At 42.0% G+C, this 15467-nt stretch carries 12 protein-coding genes and 1 tRNA gene; 5 read left to right on the top strand and 8 right to left on the bottom strand.

Annotated features, from left to right (window positions below; all coding sequences use genetic code 11):
• The first annotated feature begins 213 nt into the window (after positions 1-213).
• Both H4W00_RS07460 and H4W00_RS07455 read left to right on the top strand, forming a co-directional pair.
• Positions 214-1686, top strand: a complete 1473-nt coding sequence (locus H4W00_RS07460; protein ID WP_209956929.1) for a deoxyguanosinetriphosphate triphosphohydrolase — start codon at positions 214-216, stop codon at positions 1684-1686.
• A 126-nt stretch (positions 1687-1812) separates the two neighbouring features.
• Positions 1813-2496: a TetR family transcriptional regulator gene (locus H4W00_RS07455; RefSeq protein WP_209956928.1), complete on the top strand. Its 684-nt coding sequence runs from the start codon at positions 1813-1815 to the stop codon at positions 2494-2496.
• A 160-nt stretch (positions 2497-2656) separates the two neighbouring features.
• Here the strand turns inward: H4W00_RS07455 and gspK are convergent, their stop codons facing one another.
• From gspK to H4W00_RS07420, 7 genes are all read right to left on the bottom strand, one after another.
• A complete protein-coding gene (gene gspK, locus H4W00_RS07450) occupies positions 2657-3769 on the bottom strand; it encodes a type II secretion system minor pseudopilin GspK (protein WP_334684909.1) in 1113 nt (370 codons plus the stop codon).
• Positions 3770-3841: 72 nt separating this feature from the next.
• Positions 3842-4597 (bottom strand): type II secretion system protein GspJ, encoded by a 756-nt coding sequence (locus tag H4W00_RS07445; protein ID WP_209956927.1) that lies wholly within the window; start codon positions 4595-4597, stop codon positions 3842-3844.
• Complete coding sequence (gene gspI / locus H4W00_RS07440; RefSeq protein ID WP_209956926.1) at positions 4594-5172, bottom strand: type II secretion system minor pseudopilin GspI; 579 nt, start codon at positions 5170-5172, stop codon at positions 4594-4596. Before gspI ends, H4W00_RS07445 begins: the two co-directional genes overlap by 4 nt.
• Positions 5169-5846 (bottom strand): prepilin-type N-terminal cleavage/methylation domain-containing protein, encoded by a 678-nt coding sequence (locus H4W00_RS07435; RefSeq protein ID WP_209959048.1) that lies wholly within the window; start codon positions 5844-5846, stop codon positions 5169-5171. Before H4W00_RS07435 ends, gspI begins: the two co-directional genes overlap by 4 nt.
• Before the next feature lie 407 nt (positions 5847-6253).
• A complete protein-coding gene (locus tag H4W00_RS07430; protein ID WP_209956925.1) occupies positions 6254-6937 on the bottom strand; it encodes a TetR/AcrR family transcriptional regulator in 684 nt (227 codons plus the stop codon).
• Between the two features lie 198 nt (positions 6938-7135).
• Positions 7136-7924, bottom strand: coding sequence for a TatD family hydrolase (locus tag H4W00_RS07425; RefSeq protein ID WP_209956924.1), 789 nt, complete (start codon positions 7922-7924; stop codon positions 7136-7138).
• Positions 7925-8102: 178 nt separating this feature from the next.
• Positions 8103-8966, bottom strand: coding sequence for an SAM-dependent methyltransferase (locus H4W00_RS07420; protein WP_209956923.1), 864 nt, complete (start codon positions 8964-8966; stop codon positions 8103-8105).
• Between the two features lie 533 nt (positions 8967-9499).
• On the opposite strand from H4W00_RS07420, the gene H4W00_RS07415 reads away from it, so the two are divergent.
• From H4W00_RS07415 to H4W00_RS07405, 3 genes are all read left to right on the top strand, one after another.
• Positions 9500-10273 (top strand): ferredoxin--NADP reductase, encoded by a 774-nt coding sequence (locus H4W00_RS07415; protein WP_209956922.1) that lies wholly within the window; start codon positions 9500-9502, stop codon positions 10271-10273.
• Between the two features lie 160 nt (positions 10274-10433).
• A tRNA-Leu gene (locus H4W00_RS07410) sits at positions 10434-10520 on the top strand.
• Between the two features lie 166 nt (positions 10521-10686).
• Positions 10687-12045: a tyrosine-type recombinase/integrase gene (locus tag H4W00_RS07405; RefSeq protein WP_209956921.1), complete on the top strand. Its 1359-nt coding sequence runs from the start codon at positions 10687-10689 to the stop codon at positions 12043-12045.
• 214 nt (positions 12046-12259) lie between these two features.
• Here the strand turns inward: H4W00_RS07405 and H4W00_RS07400 are convergent, their stop codons facing one another.
• Complete coding sequence (locus H4W00_RS07400) at positions 12260-15457, bottom strand: type III restriction-modification system endonuclease (RefSeq protein WP_209956920.1); 3198 nt, start codon at positions 15455-15457, stop codon at positions 12260-12262.
• Between the last annotated feature and the right edge of the window lie 10 nt (positions 15458-15467).

Genomic DNA, 15467 nt, shown 5'->3' with positions numbered 1-15467 from the left:
TCTAATTACTAACCAGCCAGCCTCGTTGCTGGCTTTTTTGTGCGCCTGATTTTAGTATAGCGTTAAGGCTAGATAAAAATCGCTTCTGGCCACACGGTATCCATTTTAAAGTAAACCGCCTATAGTAGGTATGACAGCTGTATAAAAAACTCAGAAGAAAGAGTCAAAACCAGCGTAGCACTTTAACAAAACCACAATAATGGAATATGAATTATGGGCGCTCATTTTGATAAGCCGCATAACACTAGTGACCATTGGGCGCGATTATTTAACGCCCAGCGCTTGGGTAGTAATAAAAAAATGCCCGCACAAGACACTGCTCGGAGCGCTTTTCATAAAGACTATGACCGCTTGGTATTTTCACACTCATTTCGCCAGCTCAATCAAAAAACCCAAGTGCATCCCCTGACCAATCAATTGGGCATTCATACGCGCTTGACTCATTCACTAGAAGTATCCTGTATTGGGCGCTCATTAGGGATGATGGCAGCAGAAAAGCTGCATGACAAATTACCCAATGGCTTGCCGGCGGGCGTCACACCCGCTGATGTTGGCGTGATCGTGCAAGCGGCTTGCTTGGCGCATGATATCGGCAATCCTCCTTTTGGCCATGCTGGAGAATATGCGATTCGCGACTGGTTTATGCACCCCGAGCGCAAATCGGTATTACGGCACCTTAGTACCAATGAGCAGCTGGATCTCTTGGCGTATGAAGGCAATGCTCAAGGGTTTAGATTGTTAGTACGCAATGAGCATCATCCCGACGTAGGTGGTATGCGCCTAACCTGTGCGACCTTGGGCGCATTTATGAAGTACCCGTGGCTGGCCATTCATAGTAATGAGCTTGCTGTTGATACTAATATTAAAGACCCTATTGATACGTCCAATGGTAATAGTAATCACCAACAACCAGCGCCTAACGTACAAAAAAACCTACAAAAATTCGGCTGTTTTTATAGTGAAGCGGTGCAGTTAGAAAAGTTAGCCGCTTGTTTACACTTACCTCGTTCAGAGCAGCATGATGGTTTCGCGCGTCATCCGCTGGCTTATTTATTAGAGGCAGCAGACGATATTTGCTATGCACTAATAGATTTAGAAGATGGTATTCACCTCAATATGCTCAGTTATACGGATGTGGCCAGTATCCTTTATGAGCTGATTGGTGAACGCCCTGCTACTATCACTCTGTCGCCACAGATGTCTATTAGACAAAGTTTGGCATCGCTACGGGCGCGGGCAATGATGCGCCTAGTCAATACTGTCACCGATGCTTTTGTTGCTAATGCAGATGCCATGCTGGCAGGGACACTCGCCGGTAGCTTATTTACGCATTGTGAGCCTACCGTGCGACGCGGTATCAGCCAGGCCAAGCAACTGGCACGTGAGAAAATTTTCAATCATCCAAGTAAAGTACGGGTGGAGCTGATGGCCAATCAATGCTTGCATCGGCTGCTCGACGCCTTTATGCCACTGGCATGGACCGCCCTTGCTACTACGCCAAAATCGTTTGAGCAACAACGTCTGCTAATCTTGCTACAGCCACATCTTGACGAACACCAGCGTGTGCTATCAGACAATATTTATCATAATATTTTAAATATTCTAGATTTTATTACAAGTATGAACGACCACGAGGCTTATAGATTGGCGCAAGAGTTGCAAGGCCATTGGGGTACAATGGTTTAGATGATGGGCGAAGCAAGGCTTAAGTCAGTTATAAAAACCACTCTACTTGCTACAGCTACGTATTTCATTCGTATTTTGGCAGCGAAATGAGTATGATAAACATCTACCGGGTAATGTTGAACTATTATGAGCAGTCGCGAACAAAAAAAACTTCAAACTCGGCATGCATTTTTCAATGCGGTGCTCGATTTATGTATGACAGGCCAGTCTTTTAGCTCTATTAGTCTTCGACAAGTAACGCGCGAGGTTGGCGTTGTGCCGACCGCGTTTTATCGTCATTTTGATGATATGGAGTCGCTTGGCAAGGCATTAGTGGTTGAAGAATTGGGCAATACCCTAGCTATATTACGTGATAGCCTACAAATTGGCCGCAAACGTAGCTTTGATCGGCAAATTGCTAAGAGCATTCAGCTATTTTTGTACACAGTTAGCGAACAGCCATACTATTGGCAATTTTTGGTCAGCGAACGTTTTGGTGGTTCAGAAGCAGTGCGCAAAGCTATTAACGATCTGGTAAAGATGCATGGTCAGATTTTGGGGGAAGACCTAGCACTACAGCCAGCCTTTGCTCACATCAATACCTACGACCGTCGCCTACTCTCTGAGGCTGGGGTAAATATGTTCTTTTCTTGGATTATTGATTGGTTGGAGCTGACTTATTCTGAGGATCATGATGACGAAATCGACTTGGCAGAAATTGAAGACAAAAAACATGTGATGCTACACAACTGTACTCGCCAAGCGCAAATGCTATTTTATGGTGCTTATAACTGGAAATCGAGCGAAGAAACCCTACTGACTGATGAATAGCATTTATTTTTAGTCTTGTTGGCGTATGCAGTTGGTACATTGAAAAGGGGTTTCTAACAGCTGTAGCCTAAAAAATTAAGCCAGTACCACTCAAGCCAGTACCACTCAAGCCAGTACCACTCAAGCCAGTACCACTCAAGATAATCACTGGGTAGGTCATTCAGAAGCTAGGTCGGAATGCCCATAAGCGCTGTGCGACCACTTTAACAACCTTAGGACTGTCACTTTGCTGACTGCTATCGTTAGCGCCGCTATTTGCATTACTATTATCGTTATTGCTACTGTTGTTAATATCGTTATTACTGTTGATAGCACCATTACCAACGTTATTTATGTTGTTGTCTGCACTGATCTTGCTAATCAATACAGTTGCAAAGCGCTGCCTCGCCTCGTCAATATTTGAGTCATCTGTAGCGGTAATGAGCGCCATGAACGCTTGGCTATCAACGGCTAGTAGCGGCTTAAGCGCTTGACGCTGCTCATCCTCCAAACCGCTCAAGGGTGCCAGTTGCCATAAATCATCAATAGACCCTATGGCCTGCTTAACGCGCAAATCAGTAAGCGCTTGCATCTGATTCGCAGTAGTGCCATCCATTAATGCTGCCAGTAGCGTAGGACTTGCAGTATTGACATTAATAGGTAAATAATAGGGCACAGCGGTAATATAAGGGCGCAAGGTTGCTAACCCCTCAGCGCTGACCCCGCGAATCTCTTGTAGCTGCTCTACACTGACTAAGGGTTGGTTAGGTAGCGTTTCATTTGCAACACTACTTGTCTGCTGAGCATAAACCACACTCTCATCCCCACCATCTTTATAGATCTCGCTATCCGCGTCTTGCCAATCAAGCACAGCAATCGCAATATCAGCTTCGAGGTTTAACTGGGTTAATAAGCGCTGAAATACGGCTAGAGCCGCAATATCCACTGCCCCATCATGATATAAATTATTGATATTAAAACGGCTGGCTTCATCACGCAGTTCAGTAGCAATAGTATGGTTACCTAAAGTGTAAGGCGGTAGCGGCTGCGCCCAAATATCTTGAGCGCTATCAGTATCATTGAGTTTATTATCAGCACGAATCACCGTTACCGCCAGCTGCTGTCCTGCATTAATGTCTTGTAGCAGTTGGTCTTGGTTAAATAATAAGCCACTACGACGAATAGCAATCTGTTGACTGGCCAGCATCGCCCCTGCGACCACTGTAATACTGACGACCAATAATAAAATAGTCAATAGCGCCACACCGCGTTGAGAGTTCGGTGTCATGGGCATAAGCGGCTCTTTTTATTAATGGGTTGGCGCATTTTAAACGCTACTTTTGGTGTTGTTGCTCATAATATTATTCTACGGTAACGATTGCGGAGCAAGTGCCCATCGCCACGTTATAGGCATATCCTGATAGGTAAAATTGAGCGCAATACCTTTAGGTAAAAGGATGGTCTCAGGTTTATCATTGGCTATTTGTCCTAGTGCTATACTAAAATTATTATTATTACCGCTGTCTGTGCTAGGAAATTCGCTACTTATTTCTGGTAAGTAGGCTTGCCAGCGCCCTGCAGTTACTCCGTCAAGCAATACGCTGTCGAGGCTGACACCATCACGACCACCTTGAATACTAGTGTATTGCCGGCGAATTAAACGCTGATCAGCAAAGATATATTCAACACGCTGAACACTGATGCTACTTTGATACCGCGGATCAGGATCAGCAAATCTTACAAAACTAACGTGCTCGCCATCAAGAGTCATAAGTGGCTTAGCCGCGATGGCCGAACTTTGATTACTGCTAGCGTTATTGCTATTAGCATTATTAGAACTGTTATTACCACTGTTATTACCGCTGTTATTACCACTATTATTAATAGTGTTATTACTCGCGTTTTGAGCATCAGGTGCTTGATAGGCAACAATCTGTCCCATATCTTGCTGTAGCTGTAGATAGGCGTATTGCAATACTGCCAAATTGTCAGCATGATATTGTGCGCGCTCACGGGCCCGATTAACGCTGTCAAATACCTGCCAACCAGCGACTGCCAGCATCGCAAATATCGACATTGCTACCATTAATTCAAGTAGAGTAAAACCACGCTGTAATCTCACGGCTTGCCGCCATTTGCATTTGAGCGACCCAGATCCAAACTACCCACATCTTGTTCAGCGTTACTGAGCATCACATCAAGATCAGTAACAGTCGTGCGCGTCTGACCGTCCATCACAGGGGCGACCCTAATGTTTACCTTTTTTAACGCCGACGTCTGAGTATCCACAACGGTCATGGCCACCTGCCAGTCACGACCTTGAGCATTGACGGTCTGTGTGCTGTCAGCAGTGAGCCAGGTTTCTTGAATGCGTAAATCAGCCGCAGCATTTTGCGCTACAAAGTGCGCCAGCGTTCGCGTTCTTAATACATCAACTGAATTTAAGTAAGCACTACTAGCACGGCTAGCAGCGACTGCGACCACGGCTAAGATAGCCAGCGCTACCATTACCTCAATCAGAGTAAACCCGCTCTCGCGCTTTGGTGCTAATAAAGAAGGGGCTGCCAAATGATTGCTTGTTGGCTGAGTGATTAGATTAGCTTTCGGCCTAGTTTTAAAGTTAGTTTCGAGCTTAATATCACACTCAGATTCGAGTTTAGTTTCACGTTTAATTTTATATTTAAATAGTAACGTCATAACCCTTGCCCTATCACAGTACTGCCGTCAGGCATGATAGTAATCACCTCACCAACTAAGCGCGACTGATGCCGTACCTCTATAGTCACTGGCGCGGCTTGTCCCGTACCGAACCATAATACTTGTGGTACTGTTTGAGCGGTAAACCAAGGCTGCAATGCTCTAGTCTCTACTGCGCCATTTGTACTATTCATATTACTGCTGTTATTAACCGCTTCTAAGCTTTGAATGCTCAGGCTAACGCCAGCAGGCATTTCTGGTAAAGTGACTGCAGGCTCAAGATCCCAGCTGGGGGTTGGTGATTGCCTTTCATTGGCACCAGACATATCTGCCGATAGCTCCATCGCATTTTTGGGCGTATTGTCAGCGTTATTGGGATTACCAGTCGTTTGGTAAGCAATATAAGGGTTTGATAAGGTGACAATGACGGGGGTCACTTGACCTTGCTTATCTACCTGCAAACTGAGTCCCATCGGCTGCATACGTTCAGCAGATAATAGCCGGACATAGCTGAGCGAGTCAGTGAGGTGTTCATAAAACGCGCGATTTTTACGGGACTCGCTACTACCGACTGATAAGCTAATCATACCCGCGAATATAGATATAATAACCACTACCACCACAATTTCAACCAGTGTGAAACCAGCCTGCGAATGGCTGACTGTTGATCGTATTAGCCTTAAAGATGATGTCTGAGAAGATAATTTTTGAGAAGATGATGTTGGAGAGGGTAATGTTGGAGAAGGTAGTATTCGAGAAGGCGGTCGCTGAAAAAACAGTATTTGAGGAGGTAGTACGTAATAATGATTTACTGGAGAGTTATGGGGAAAATAAAAACGAAACTGAGATAAGCTAAGACTTATAGGCTTATTCTTATTGAGGTGAGACACCTCGCTGCTCACTAGACACGAAGGGCAAGCAGCCACTGAGCTGGACTGAGTCTTGGCAGTGACTGGCATGCTCCCCCTATTATTATATCGTAGTATGTAGAGCGATGAGTAGATACGGTCAGCCTTTAAACATTTTGGGTGCTTAAACACTGCCGTTTTGCAACAGGTATAGAATACTCTAATGAACGCTGCTAATAGTTAGCGTTACGATGTTCTTCTGACTCCGTTTCAATCTGCTCTACCAACTCTTGCATGTCTTCATCCATGACTTCTTCATCAGCAGCAGGATAATGGCTAGGCAACGCTAGCATCTGTTGGACAAAAGCGTAACGCAGGGTGTCACGGCGACCTAAATAACGCTGATAAAAGCTAGAGTTCAATAGACCTGCACCGCCCTGACCCATAGCCCAAATAGAAGATAAATAATCTCGGGTACTCAGACTACTGCGCTCATCTTTTAAATAAACGCTAATGATTTCAATCAGGCGCTTCATGCGATGGCGACGAATATCATACAGCTCGCCGAACAAGCGATTAAGACCAGTTACCGATGCCGCGAGGCGCTCTTCGATTTGATTCAGGAGCATGGCTTTTTGCGGATTCAATAGCTGCTGAAAAATCACCCTTACGATTCCTGCCGATGGACTGTCATCAATACGATTGATCTCAAACAGTTGCTCTTCGTAACGAAGAATAATACGCAGATATAACTCATCTTTGCTGGAGAAATGCTTATATAATGTCCCTTTGGCCAAATCAAGCTGGTCTGCTAGACTGTCCAAAGTGATATCACCATCGCCCGATTCAAGTAATAGTTGCTCAGCCATCGCTAAGATATTCTCTTCTCGTGCTTTGAACTGGTGTTGACGACTCATGCTTTCTCCTAGAATCTGACAAAATTAAGCGTATGGCCATAGTACGATAGACAGTACAATAAATAGCGTTCTGGCGATGACTATGAAGCAATCATAAAATAACTATAACAAGTTACTGCACTCGCTTGTATCTTATGGATACTTAACAGCTTAATGAGTAATTTAAATAAATGACTGATTGGTCATAGCATAACGATTTTAGTGGTACTGTGCTAGTAAATTCTCGAAGTTTTTTGCAGTCAATGCCGCAACTTCTTCTACATTATAGCCGTACAAATCTGCTAGACAACTTGCGACGTACGGCACATAAGCAGGCTCATTAGATCTACCGCGTTTGGGAACGGGTGCTAAATAAGGGCTGTCTGTTTCAATCAGCAGTCTATCTCTAGGGACTTTTTGCGCCGCGTCGCGTATGGTTTGCGCGCTTTTAAAGCTGACAATCCCTGAGAATGAAATATAAAACCCCAAATCAAGTGCTTTTTTAGCGGTCTCCCAGTCCTCGGTAAAGCAGTGAATGATGCCATGCTCAGCGCCTTCCGCTTTTAGGATATCGATGGTGTCATGTTTGGCCTCACGAGTATGGACGATAATTGGCTTCTTTAGCTGTTGGCTGGCATGAATATGACGTGCAAGACTGGCCTGTTGCTCGTTCTTATTGTCAGTCGACCAATAATAATCCAACCCTGTTTCCCCTATTGCCCATACGTGATCGGCATTGGCGGTCGCCACCAAACGCTCTACAGTCGCTGATTGCAATACCGCGATATCTTCGCACGGATGAATGCCAACACTCATACCCAAATTTAAAGTTTCATCACCATAAGTGCTGACAATAGTAGCAATCTCATCATATTCAGCAAAATCACACATAATCGCCATCGCACGTGTGACATTAGCGTCTTTCATGGCGGCAATTGCCCCAGCTAAATCACCATCGTGACGAGTCAAATCTAAACGGTTAAGATGGCAATGGCTATCAGTAAACATAAATGATCTCTTCAATAGAAAATATATTAATAAAAAATATTCTTAGTTAATAGTTATTGCCTTAGTCGTAAGGTTTTTCAAGACCATTATGGCAATGAAGGCGCAAGCAAGGTTTTTAGACCACGTTTCTACTGCGTCCATTTAGGATCAATAGTCATTAATATGAAATAAGTACGATTCAATCCAACTCTTTAACCGCTATTATCTGTAGCTGTCCTTCTGCTATCTGTTGAAAACTCACATCAATAGATTTATAGCGCATGACAAACAGACTGTTTGGCTCATTGCGACGATAAGCGGGACGTGGGTCTTGCGCGATTAACGCTTTAATGTGTTCAAGATCAGAGTCTATCAGCTGCTGTTGTATTTGATTTATAACGGCAGCCACAGTCGTGCGTTTATCATTACTACTGTCATTAGCCTGCCCTGTGTTGATTAGTTGTCTACACTGCTGTTGGGCCAGCTCAGTCATTGTCACGGTTAATGGCGCTGGTGCTAGCGCTGCAAAGCCACTGTCTGCAGCAATATGAGCATCGCTGTAGGCGACATAAGGCTTGATATCAATAATCGGGGTGCCATCAATCATGTCAGCGCCACTAATCATTAATAGCACTCGCCTTTCTACTACCTCAATACGTTCCAACTTGACTACCGACAATCCTAAAGCGGATGGGCGATACATACTGCGACTGGCAAACACCCCTATCTTTTGATTACCACCCAACCTCGGCGGTCTCACTTGTGGGCGAAAGTTAGTCTCGCTTGGTGTGCTTACTTCAGCTATGGGGCTTGCTTTATCTAAATCGCTTGGTTTATTTATATGTTTGGTTGTTTGTTTGGTCATATGGTTTTGATGAAATTGCCAGCTGATCCAAATATGGCTAAAGGCTTCTAATCCTACAAATGCCACTGGCATATCATAAGGCGCAATCATTTCAATCACACTATTCAGGGCTACTAGATTCGGTTGCCTTGGTGCACCAAATTTCTGTGATAGTGGCGCACGATGATAGCCAATGATCGGTGCAACATGACAAGACATAAACCAACTCCTAGAACCGTAAACTGTCTATAAGAGACAGGCCAATCAAACCATACACAATTATCCGCTAACGATATTCCATATTATCATGCTACGAGAGCCTTGCTTGGCGGATTTTTATTTTAAAGTTTGTTATTATGAACGAAGATGTTTATTGAGAATAGCTTGCATCCATACTTTTAGTTAGCAACATGTAGTTAGCAGCATGATTGTAATTAGAGTCATAATGATTAGAACGGTACTTTGACTTTACAGACATCATTGCGACCTTATAAAGCCCCGTAGTCATGTTAAAATAGCTGGATTAAAATAATCACTTATAAAATACTGACTTAGCTCAATGCACTATTACTGTTGTTAGCACCTTGTAAAATTTAAATATCGCCTTATAACCTTGCTCAAAGTCTTAGACCTAGCATGATAGGCCTTTAACTTAGTCTATTTAATTTAATATCTTTAACTCAATACAGATGCTCAATTTAATATTAACCCCAATTTATTGCCGCAGATAGCGACTAATCAACGAGGACTTTATGTCAAAACTTCGCACCGAAACGGTCACAGAGGTTCAACACTGGAACGACGCTCTATTTAGCATCAAAACCACACGTGACGATGGCTTACGCTTTCGCAACGGCGAGTTTGCGATGATTGGTATGGTTATTGATGGCAAACCTCTATTACGCGCTTACTCGATTGCCAGTCCTAACTATGAGGAACATTTAGAGTTCTTTTCTATCAAGGTTCCTGATGGCCCTTTGACCTCTCGTCTACAACATATCAAAGTTGGTGACGAGTTATTAGTCAGTAAAAAACCAACGGGCACTTTAGTATTAGATGATTTATTACCAGGTAAGAACCTATATATGCTGTCAACCGGCACCGGACTGGCACCGTTTTTGGCGCTAGCACGTGACCCAGAAGTGTATGAGCGTTTTGAAAAAATTATTTTGGTACACGGTGTCCGCCACGTTGATGATCTGGCTTATCGTAATATGTTCGAAAATGAGCTACCGAATGATGAAATATTTGGCGAAGACTTTCGCGAAAAGTTCATCTACTATCCTACCGTTACCCGCGAAGACTTTAGAAATACCGGTCGTATTACCGACTTGATGAAGTCGGGTAAATTCTTCGATGATATCGGTCTACCTCCTATGAATAAAGAAGATGATCGCGTTCTGATATGCGGTAGCATGCCCTTTAATGCTGAAGTATCAGAAATTTTAGATGGCTTTGGCCTGACAGTCTCGCCACGTATGGGCGTACAAGCAGACTATACTATTGAGCGTGCCTTCGTTGGTTAAGCTGAACACCTGTTTATTAAGCGGTCACCGCAAAAATAGTACGATTATGATAAATAATTCTTGACCCTCAAAATTAGGCTGTTATAATATGCAGCCTATACAGCTAACCCTGTAGCCCAATTCGATAATGTTTAGCAGCAAATACATTATCACCTAACACGCCGGTGTGATGGAATTGGTAGACATGACGGATTCAAAATCCGTTGCCTTTAAAAGCGTGTCGGTTCAAGTCCGACCACCGGTACCAATACCTAGTCCTATACTATCTTATAGAGCATCCAAAGCCCCTGATACTAGGGGCTTTGTTGTATCTGACGTCTTATACTGTCCAGCTCTATCTATCCTAATCCATGCATTCTGAGTATACTGTCAAGTATACCGAACTTTGAGTGCACTCACGGAGATCTAGGCTCATGGATAGAAAAGCGATCAGTTCTGACCGTAGTATCAGCAGTCACAAGCCTGAAGATAGGAAATACTTCGTTCCTATCAAAAACCATCCCAAACTTTTCTTAATGGTGCGTCCTACTGAGACAAAGTCATGGATGTATCGTTATTACCCGCCTTCTAATCCTAAGCAAAGCATTATCTCCATCGGTACATACCCAAGTATCTCGTATGCTCGTGCCTGTGAAGTTTGGCGTGAGTATGAAGACTTGTTAAGCAAAGGTATTGATCCTAAAATCCACCGTGAAGATATAAAGAAAAGTCTTATTAGTAAAACTAAAAACTCTTTTAATCACTTTGCTTGGGAATACTTCGATACTCTTGAACAGAGTCAAAAAGGTAATACGCTCATTCGTAAGAAAGGTCGCTTGGAGCTTATCTGCTCTTACATTGGTAATGAGCCTATTAGTGAGATTGACTCACCTAGAATGCTTGAAGTGCTTTTAGACATTCAAGCCAATTCTTTGAATAAAGACGGTAAGCCCACTGACAAAGCGGAACGCTGTGCAGGTATCGCCAGTGATGTATTTGTTTACGCCGGTGCTCGCGGGTTTTGTAGCAGTAATCCTGCTTCGCTTATTAAAAGCCAATTAGCTAAGTCTAGTTACGGTCATCGTCCAGCAGTTACCAAGCCAGAAGACTTAGCTAAACTACTACGTGCTATAGAGACTACACAAGGTGATCTTAATACGATTAATTCCCTTAGGCTATTAGCTATGCTCTTTATACGTAATGGAGACTTGAGACGTATGAGGTGGGCTGATCTAGACCTAAAGGCTAGTAGGTGGCAGTTAAAGCCATTAAAGGGGCAAGGCAAGTTGAACATGGTTAAAGAGATGGTCGTTCCCCTACCACATCAAGCAGTTGCTATTCTACTTGAACAGCAAAAAATTAATGGGCATACCGAGTATGTTTTCTATAGTCAGACGGCTAAGAAATATCACATCATCTCAGACGTTACTGCTAACAACCGCTTAAAAGATCTAGGCTACCAGAACATACATTGCGCCCATGGTTTTAGAGCAACTGCGAAGACTATCCTGCAAGAGCAGTTAAAGTACTCTCTAGTGCTTGTAGAGATGGCCTTAGGTCACACTACTAAAGATCCTAATGGAGCGGCTTACGGGCGATTTGATTACGTTGATGATCGTGCGGAGATGATGCAAAAGTGGGCTAACTATTTAGATGCGCTGCGTGAGGGTAAAGATACGGCAGAGTTTAGAGTAGATGCTCAAACACAAGTTGATCCTACTACCCAGCTGCAAGCATTGATCGCTCAGCTGGGAGAGGACAAGGTACTAGAGCTATTGAGAAATAAGGGATAGACCTTTATTCTTAAATTAATTGAGCGATATACTATCAACTAAAAACTATCTTTTTCTGAATTCTTTAGAATATATCCATCTTATAGAGAATTATTCAACACAGAAAACACTTCGAATAAATTATTGTAAGTTTAATTGTCCGAATTACAATATAAATATTTGAGCATATAAAAATCGAAGACCATGTTAATCATGATCTTCGATTGTCATTCAATTAGCTAAAGTGTGTGGAGAAAGTATTATAGTTATCAGCTTTCACGAATTTAGCTGGGTTTTCTAAATCTACGCCATTGCTATCTTTGCTCAAAGCCTTGAAGTGCTCAATACCACAATCAATCTTGGCCTTTTCAGCTGCTCTCAAATCATCAGAAAAAATGCTTGATTTAGTTTCAACCACAAAGTATAGCTGCTCACCCATCTCATCATCCTTATCAATCAGTACAGCCCAATCAGGGTTATAACTACCTAATGGCGTATCTATTTTGAACCAAGCAGGTAGTTTAGTATAAAGCTTAACTTCTGCTGATTGCTCAAGCTTCTCAGCAAACTCAAACTCAGTATTAGAATCACAAACGATGTAATCATAAACTGACTTGTGTGCTTCAACCATATTTTTTAGATAACCTGTTAACTCTTCTTCTTGAAACAGTTCTTGAGCATAATAATTGTCATCACCAATGCGCTGGTACGAAATACCATCAACAATCGCTAAACGCATTTGTTTACGAATGACTTCCGCACACTGCTGAATGAATAATTGCGGGTTTTTCTTAAAGGCTTCGAGCTTATCACCCAAACCAAGCAGTATATGAATTATCGTTGAGCGTGTTAGATTCGTTTGAGACTCTAAGTAGGTTACAATATCGGGGAGCTTAAAGCTTACCTCTAGCACACCTTGTTTGTCTTGAACTTTATTACCCTCTAAATCTAAATCAGAGACGAGAAGTCCGGATTCAGCAATTTCAACTCTTCGTTTTTTCGACTCATACTTAACACTAGAAACGACAACAGATGCTCTAATCTCTTTGATACACGCTTCTACAAGCTCACTAACGCTAAAATTCACTCTATAGGTAGTTTTATACTTGATACGATCCCAAAGGGCTTTAAAATCATCACCTAATACGACTTGCTTACCCTCTTTCTCCTTCAGTTTAGCAGTCTTCTTTTCCTCGTGTTTCTTGATACTTAAACCTCTTGCAACTTTAGTTAAGGTAGCAAGAATAGCTTCAGTATGCTCTTTTGCACTTTCTGGTAGAACGACCGTATTATCAGCTAAATCGATTTTTAGAGAATCTTGAATTTTGCCTTTATTATTTATATAACCCTGATTTTCAAGATGCTGATAAATTTCTTCTGATTTTTTTGCTCCAAGAAATTCTTTATCATTATGCTCATCGGATATTACGATATTGGCAAACTGATGTTTTTCTACCACACCAAACTTAATACCTTCTTCTTCTTCAATTTCTTTCTGGAACTTAGCTACAAACTGATCATAAGATTCGTTTACCATAACTGTTAGTATGTTTACTTCAAAACCGTAAGGTACTCGCTCACCCGACTGATCTACAGCTAGACGCAAACCACGACCAACTTCTTGGCGCTTTTTCGTTTCCGATTTTGTCTCATTTAAAGTACATATTTGGAATACGTTTGGATTATCCCACCCCTCTTTTAGAGCAGAGTGACTAAAGATAAAGCGTAGTTTCTCATCCATTGAGAGTAATTTTTCTTTATCTTTCATAATGAGGTTATAAGCTGACTCATCAGCAATAGTTTTACCACCTTCACCTTTTGCTGAAAGCTTAGATTCTGCAAACAACGGATTTCCTAGCGCGTCTTTCTTTCTATCTTGCGCAAAGTAACCATCATGAACAGAGCTTGCCAACTCCTTGAGAGCTTGTTCATTGATAATTGGCTTTCCAGCATCATCCTTATCCCATACTGAAGGGTATAAAACACGATACTTTGGTTTTTTAAGCTGTTTTATAAACTCTTCTTCAAACCAACTGGCAAACTTACCTTGTACAGGCACACCATCTTTAGTGTACCCACGGTAATTGGCTACTTTATCAATAAAGAATAAACTAAGAACTTTAATTCCTTTTTGGCTAAGAACTTTAGAGTGATCCATTGGATCAACTCCAGTGGTAATTTTTCGATAAAACTTCAGTTCTTTTTCTAGATGCTCTTCTACTGTTTTTGATACTTGCAATCGTTTGTAGGTGTCTTGATCAACTTCACCAATAGCCTGATTGAGCTCTATGATGTCATCACGACTAGTAAAATCAATATACTCGCTGCCTTCCTCGCAATAAATATCGTTGATCACATAACCTTCATAAAGATCCCTTCCACCAGAGGCTTCGAATAAGTCAGTACCTGCTTTTACTGTGATAGATTTACGAGGCTGCAACTTACCTGTTTTGGTCTGAGCATCGATTTCAATTTTTGCAGTGCTTGGTGACTTCTTGTTATCAACACTAACAAGCTTAATATAGGCTTGGTTATGATTATCTTTAATTTCTAATGAAGCAACTTCAATTTGTTTTACTAATTTACGCTCGAAAGCATCTCTCGAATCCAGCTTATAGAGTTTATTAAAATCCTCATTTAAGGTAGCTGAATAGCGAAATGTACATAATGGATTTAAGCTAGCAATTGCTTTCTTACGGTTGTCTGTAGAAGCTACTGACTGAGGTTCATCAATGATTACTATTGGGTTTGTCGCTTGAATAAATTCAATGGGCTTCATACCGTTAAGTCGATCATCAGTACGATGAATGAGGTTGGCCTTAGTCTCTTTTTCAGGGTCAGTAAATGACTTACTGAAAGCATCAATATTGATTACCATAATCTGAATATAGTCATTAGTAGCGAAATTTCTTACTTGATTTCGATCTGATGAATCATAAATAAAATAATCATACTGGATATTTTTATATTCTTTCCTGAAATGCTCTTCTGTAATTTGTAGAGACTTATAAACACCTTCCCTAATGGCCACTGAAGGAACAACAATAATAAACTTACTCAAACCATAACGCTCGTATAGCTCAAATACGCTACGTAGGTAAACGTAAGTCTTACCTGTGCCTGTTTCCATATCAATAGTAAAATCGAGGCTAGGAAGCGCTTGTTTGGTTGTTTCTGTTTGCTCTAACCCATTCAACAGCTGAACATTGCGAGTATTTTCATACAGCTCTTCTGGTAGCAGACTAAGTGCATTAGCGACACCAATGTCATTATTCTTGGCAAATAGACCTAACTGCTCATTACTGAGAGCGCTACTAGAAACAGAGAAATTGGATTGAAAGGTTTCTTGGCCCTCAAACACACCTACAACAGCGCTAACCGCATCTTTTTGGTGAGATAGGTCAGGATCAAATTTTATTTTCATTTCAGACATTACTTATCCT

Origin of the sequence: Psychrobacter sp. PL19 (assembly GCF_017875835.1) — a bacterium.
In the GTDB taxonomy this organism is placed as follows: domain Bacteria; phylum Pseudomonadota; class Gammaproteobacteria; order Pseudomonadales; family Moraxellaceae; genus Psychrobacter.
The sequence above is the reverse complement of the archived record's forward strand: the minus strand, read 5'-3'. Positions and strand labels throughout refer to the sequence as shown.

What these genes read in the sequence shown, in the direction of transcription:
- H4W00_RS07460 (WP_209956929.1), top strand. Translation starts at nt 214, where the DNA reads ATGGGCGCTCATTTTGATAAGCCGCATAACACTAGTGACCATTGGGCG.
- H4W00_RS07455 (WP_209956928.1), top strand. Translation starts at nt 1,813, where the DNA reads ATGAGCAGTCGCGAACAAAAAAAACTTCAAACTCGGCATGCATTTTTC.
- gspK (WP_334684909.1), bottom strand. Translation starts at nt 3,769, where the DNA reads ATGCCCATGACACCGAACTCTCAACGCGGTGTGGCGCTATTGACTATT.
- gspI (WP_209956926.1), bottom strand. Translation starts at nt 5,172, where the DNA reads ATGACGTTACTATTTAAATATAAAATTAAACGTGAAACTAAACTCGAA.
- H4W00_RS07430 (WP_209956925.1), bottom strand. Translation starts at nt 6,937, where the DNA reads ATGAGTCGTCAACACCAGTTCAAAGCACGAGAAGAGAATATCTTAGCG.
- H4W00_RS07425 (WP_209956924.1), bottom strand. Translation starts at nt 7,924, where the DNA reads ATGTTTACTGATAGCCATTGCCATCTTAACCGTTTAGATTTGACTCGT.
- H4W00_RS07420 (WP_209956923.1), bottom strand. Translation starts at nt 8,966, where the DNA reads ATGTCTTGTCATGTTGCACCGATCATTGGCTATCATCGTGCGCCACTA.
- H4W00_RS07415 (WP_209956922.1), top strand. Translation starts at nt 9,500, where the DNA reads ATGTCAAAACTTCGCACCGAAACGGTCACAGAGGTTCAACACTGGAAC.
- H4W00_RS07405 (WP_209956921.1), top strand. Translation starts at nt 10,687, where the DNA reads ATGGATAGAAAAGCGATCAGTTCTGACCGTAGTATCAGCAGTCACAAG.
- H4W00_RS07400 (WP_209956920.1), bottom strand. Translation starts at nt 15,457, where the DNA reads ATGTCTGAAATGAAAATAAAATTTGATCCTGACCTATCTCACCAAAAA.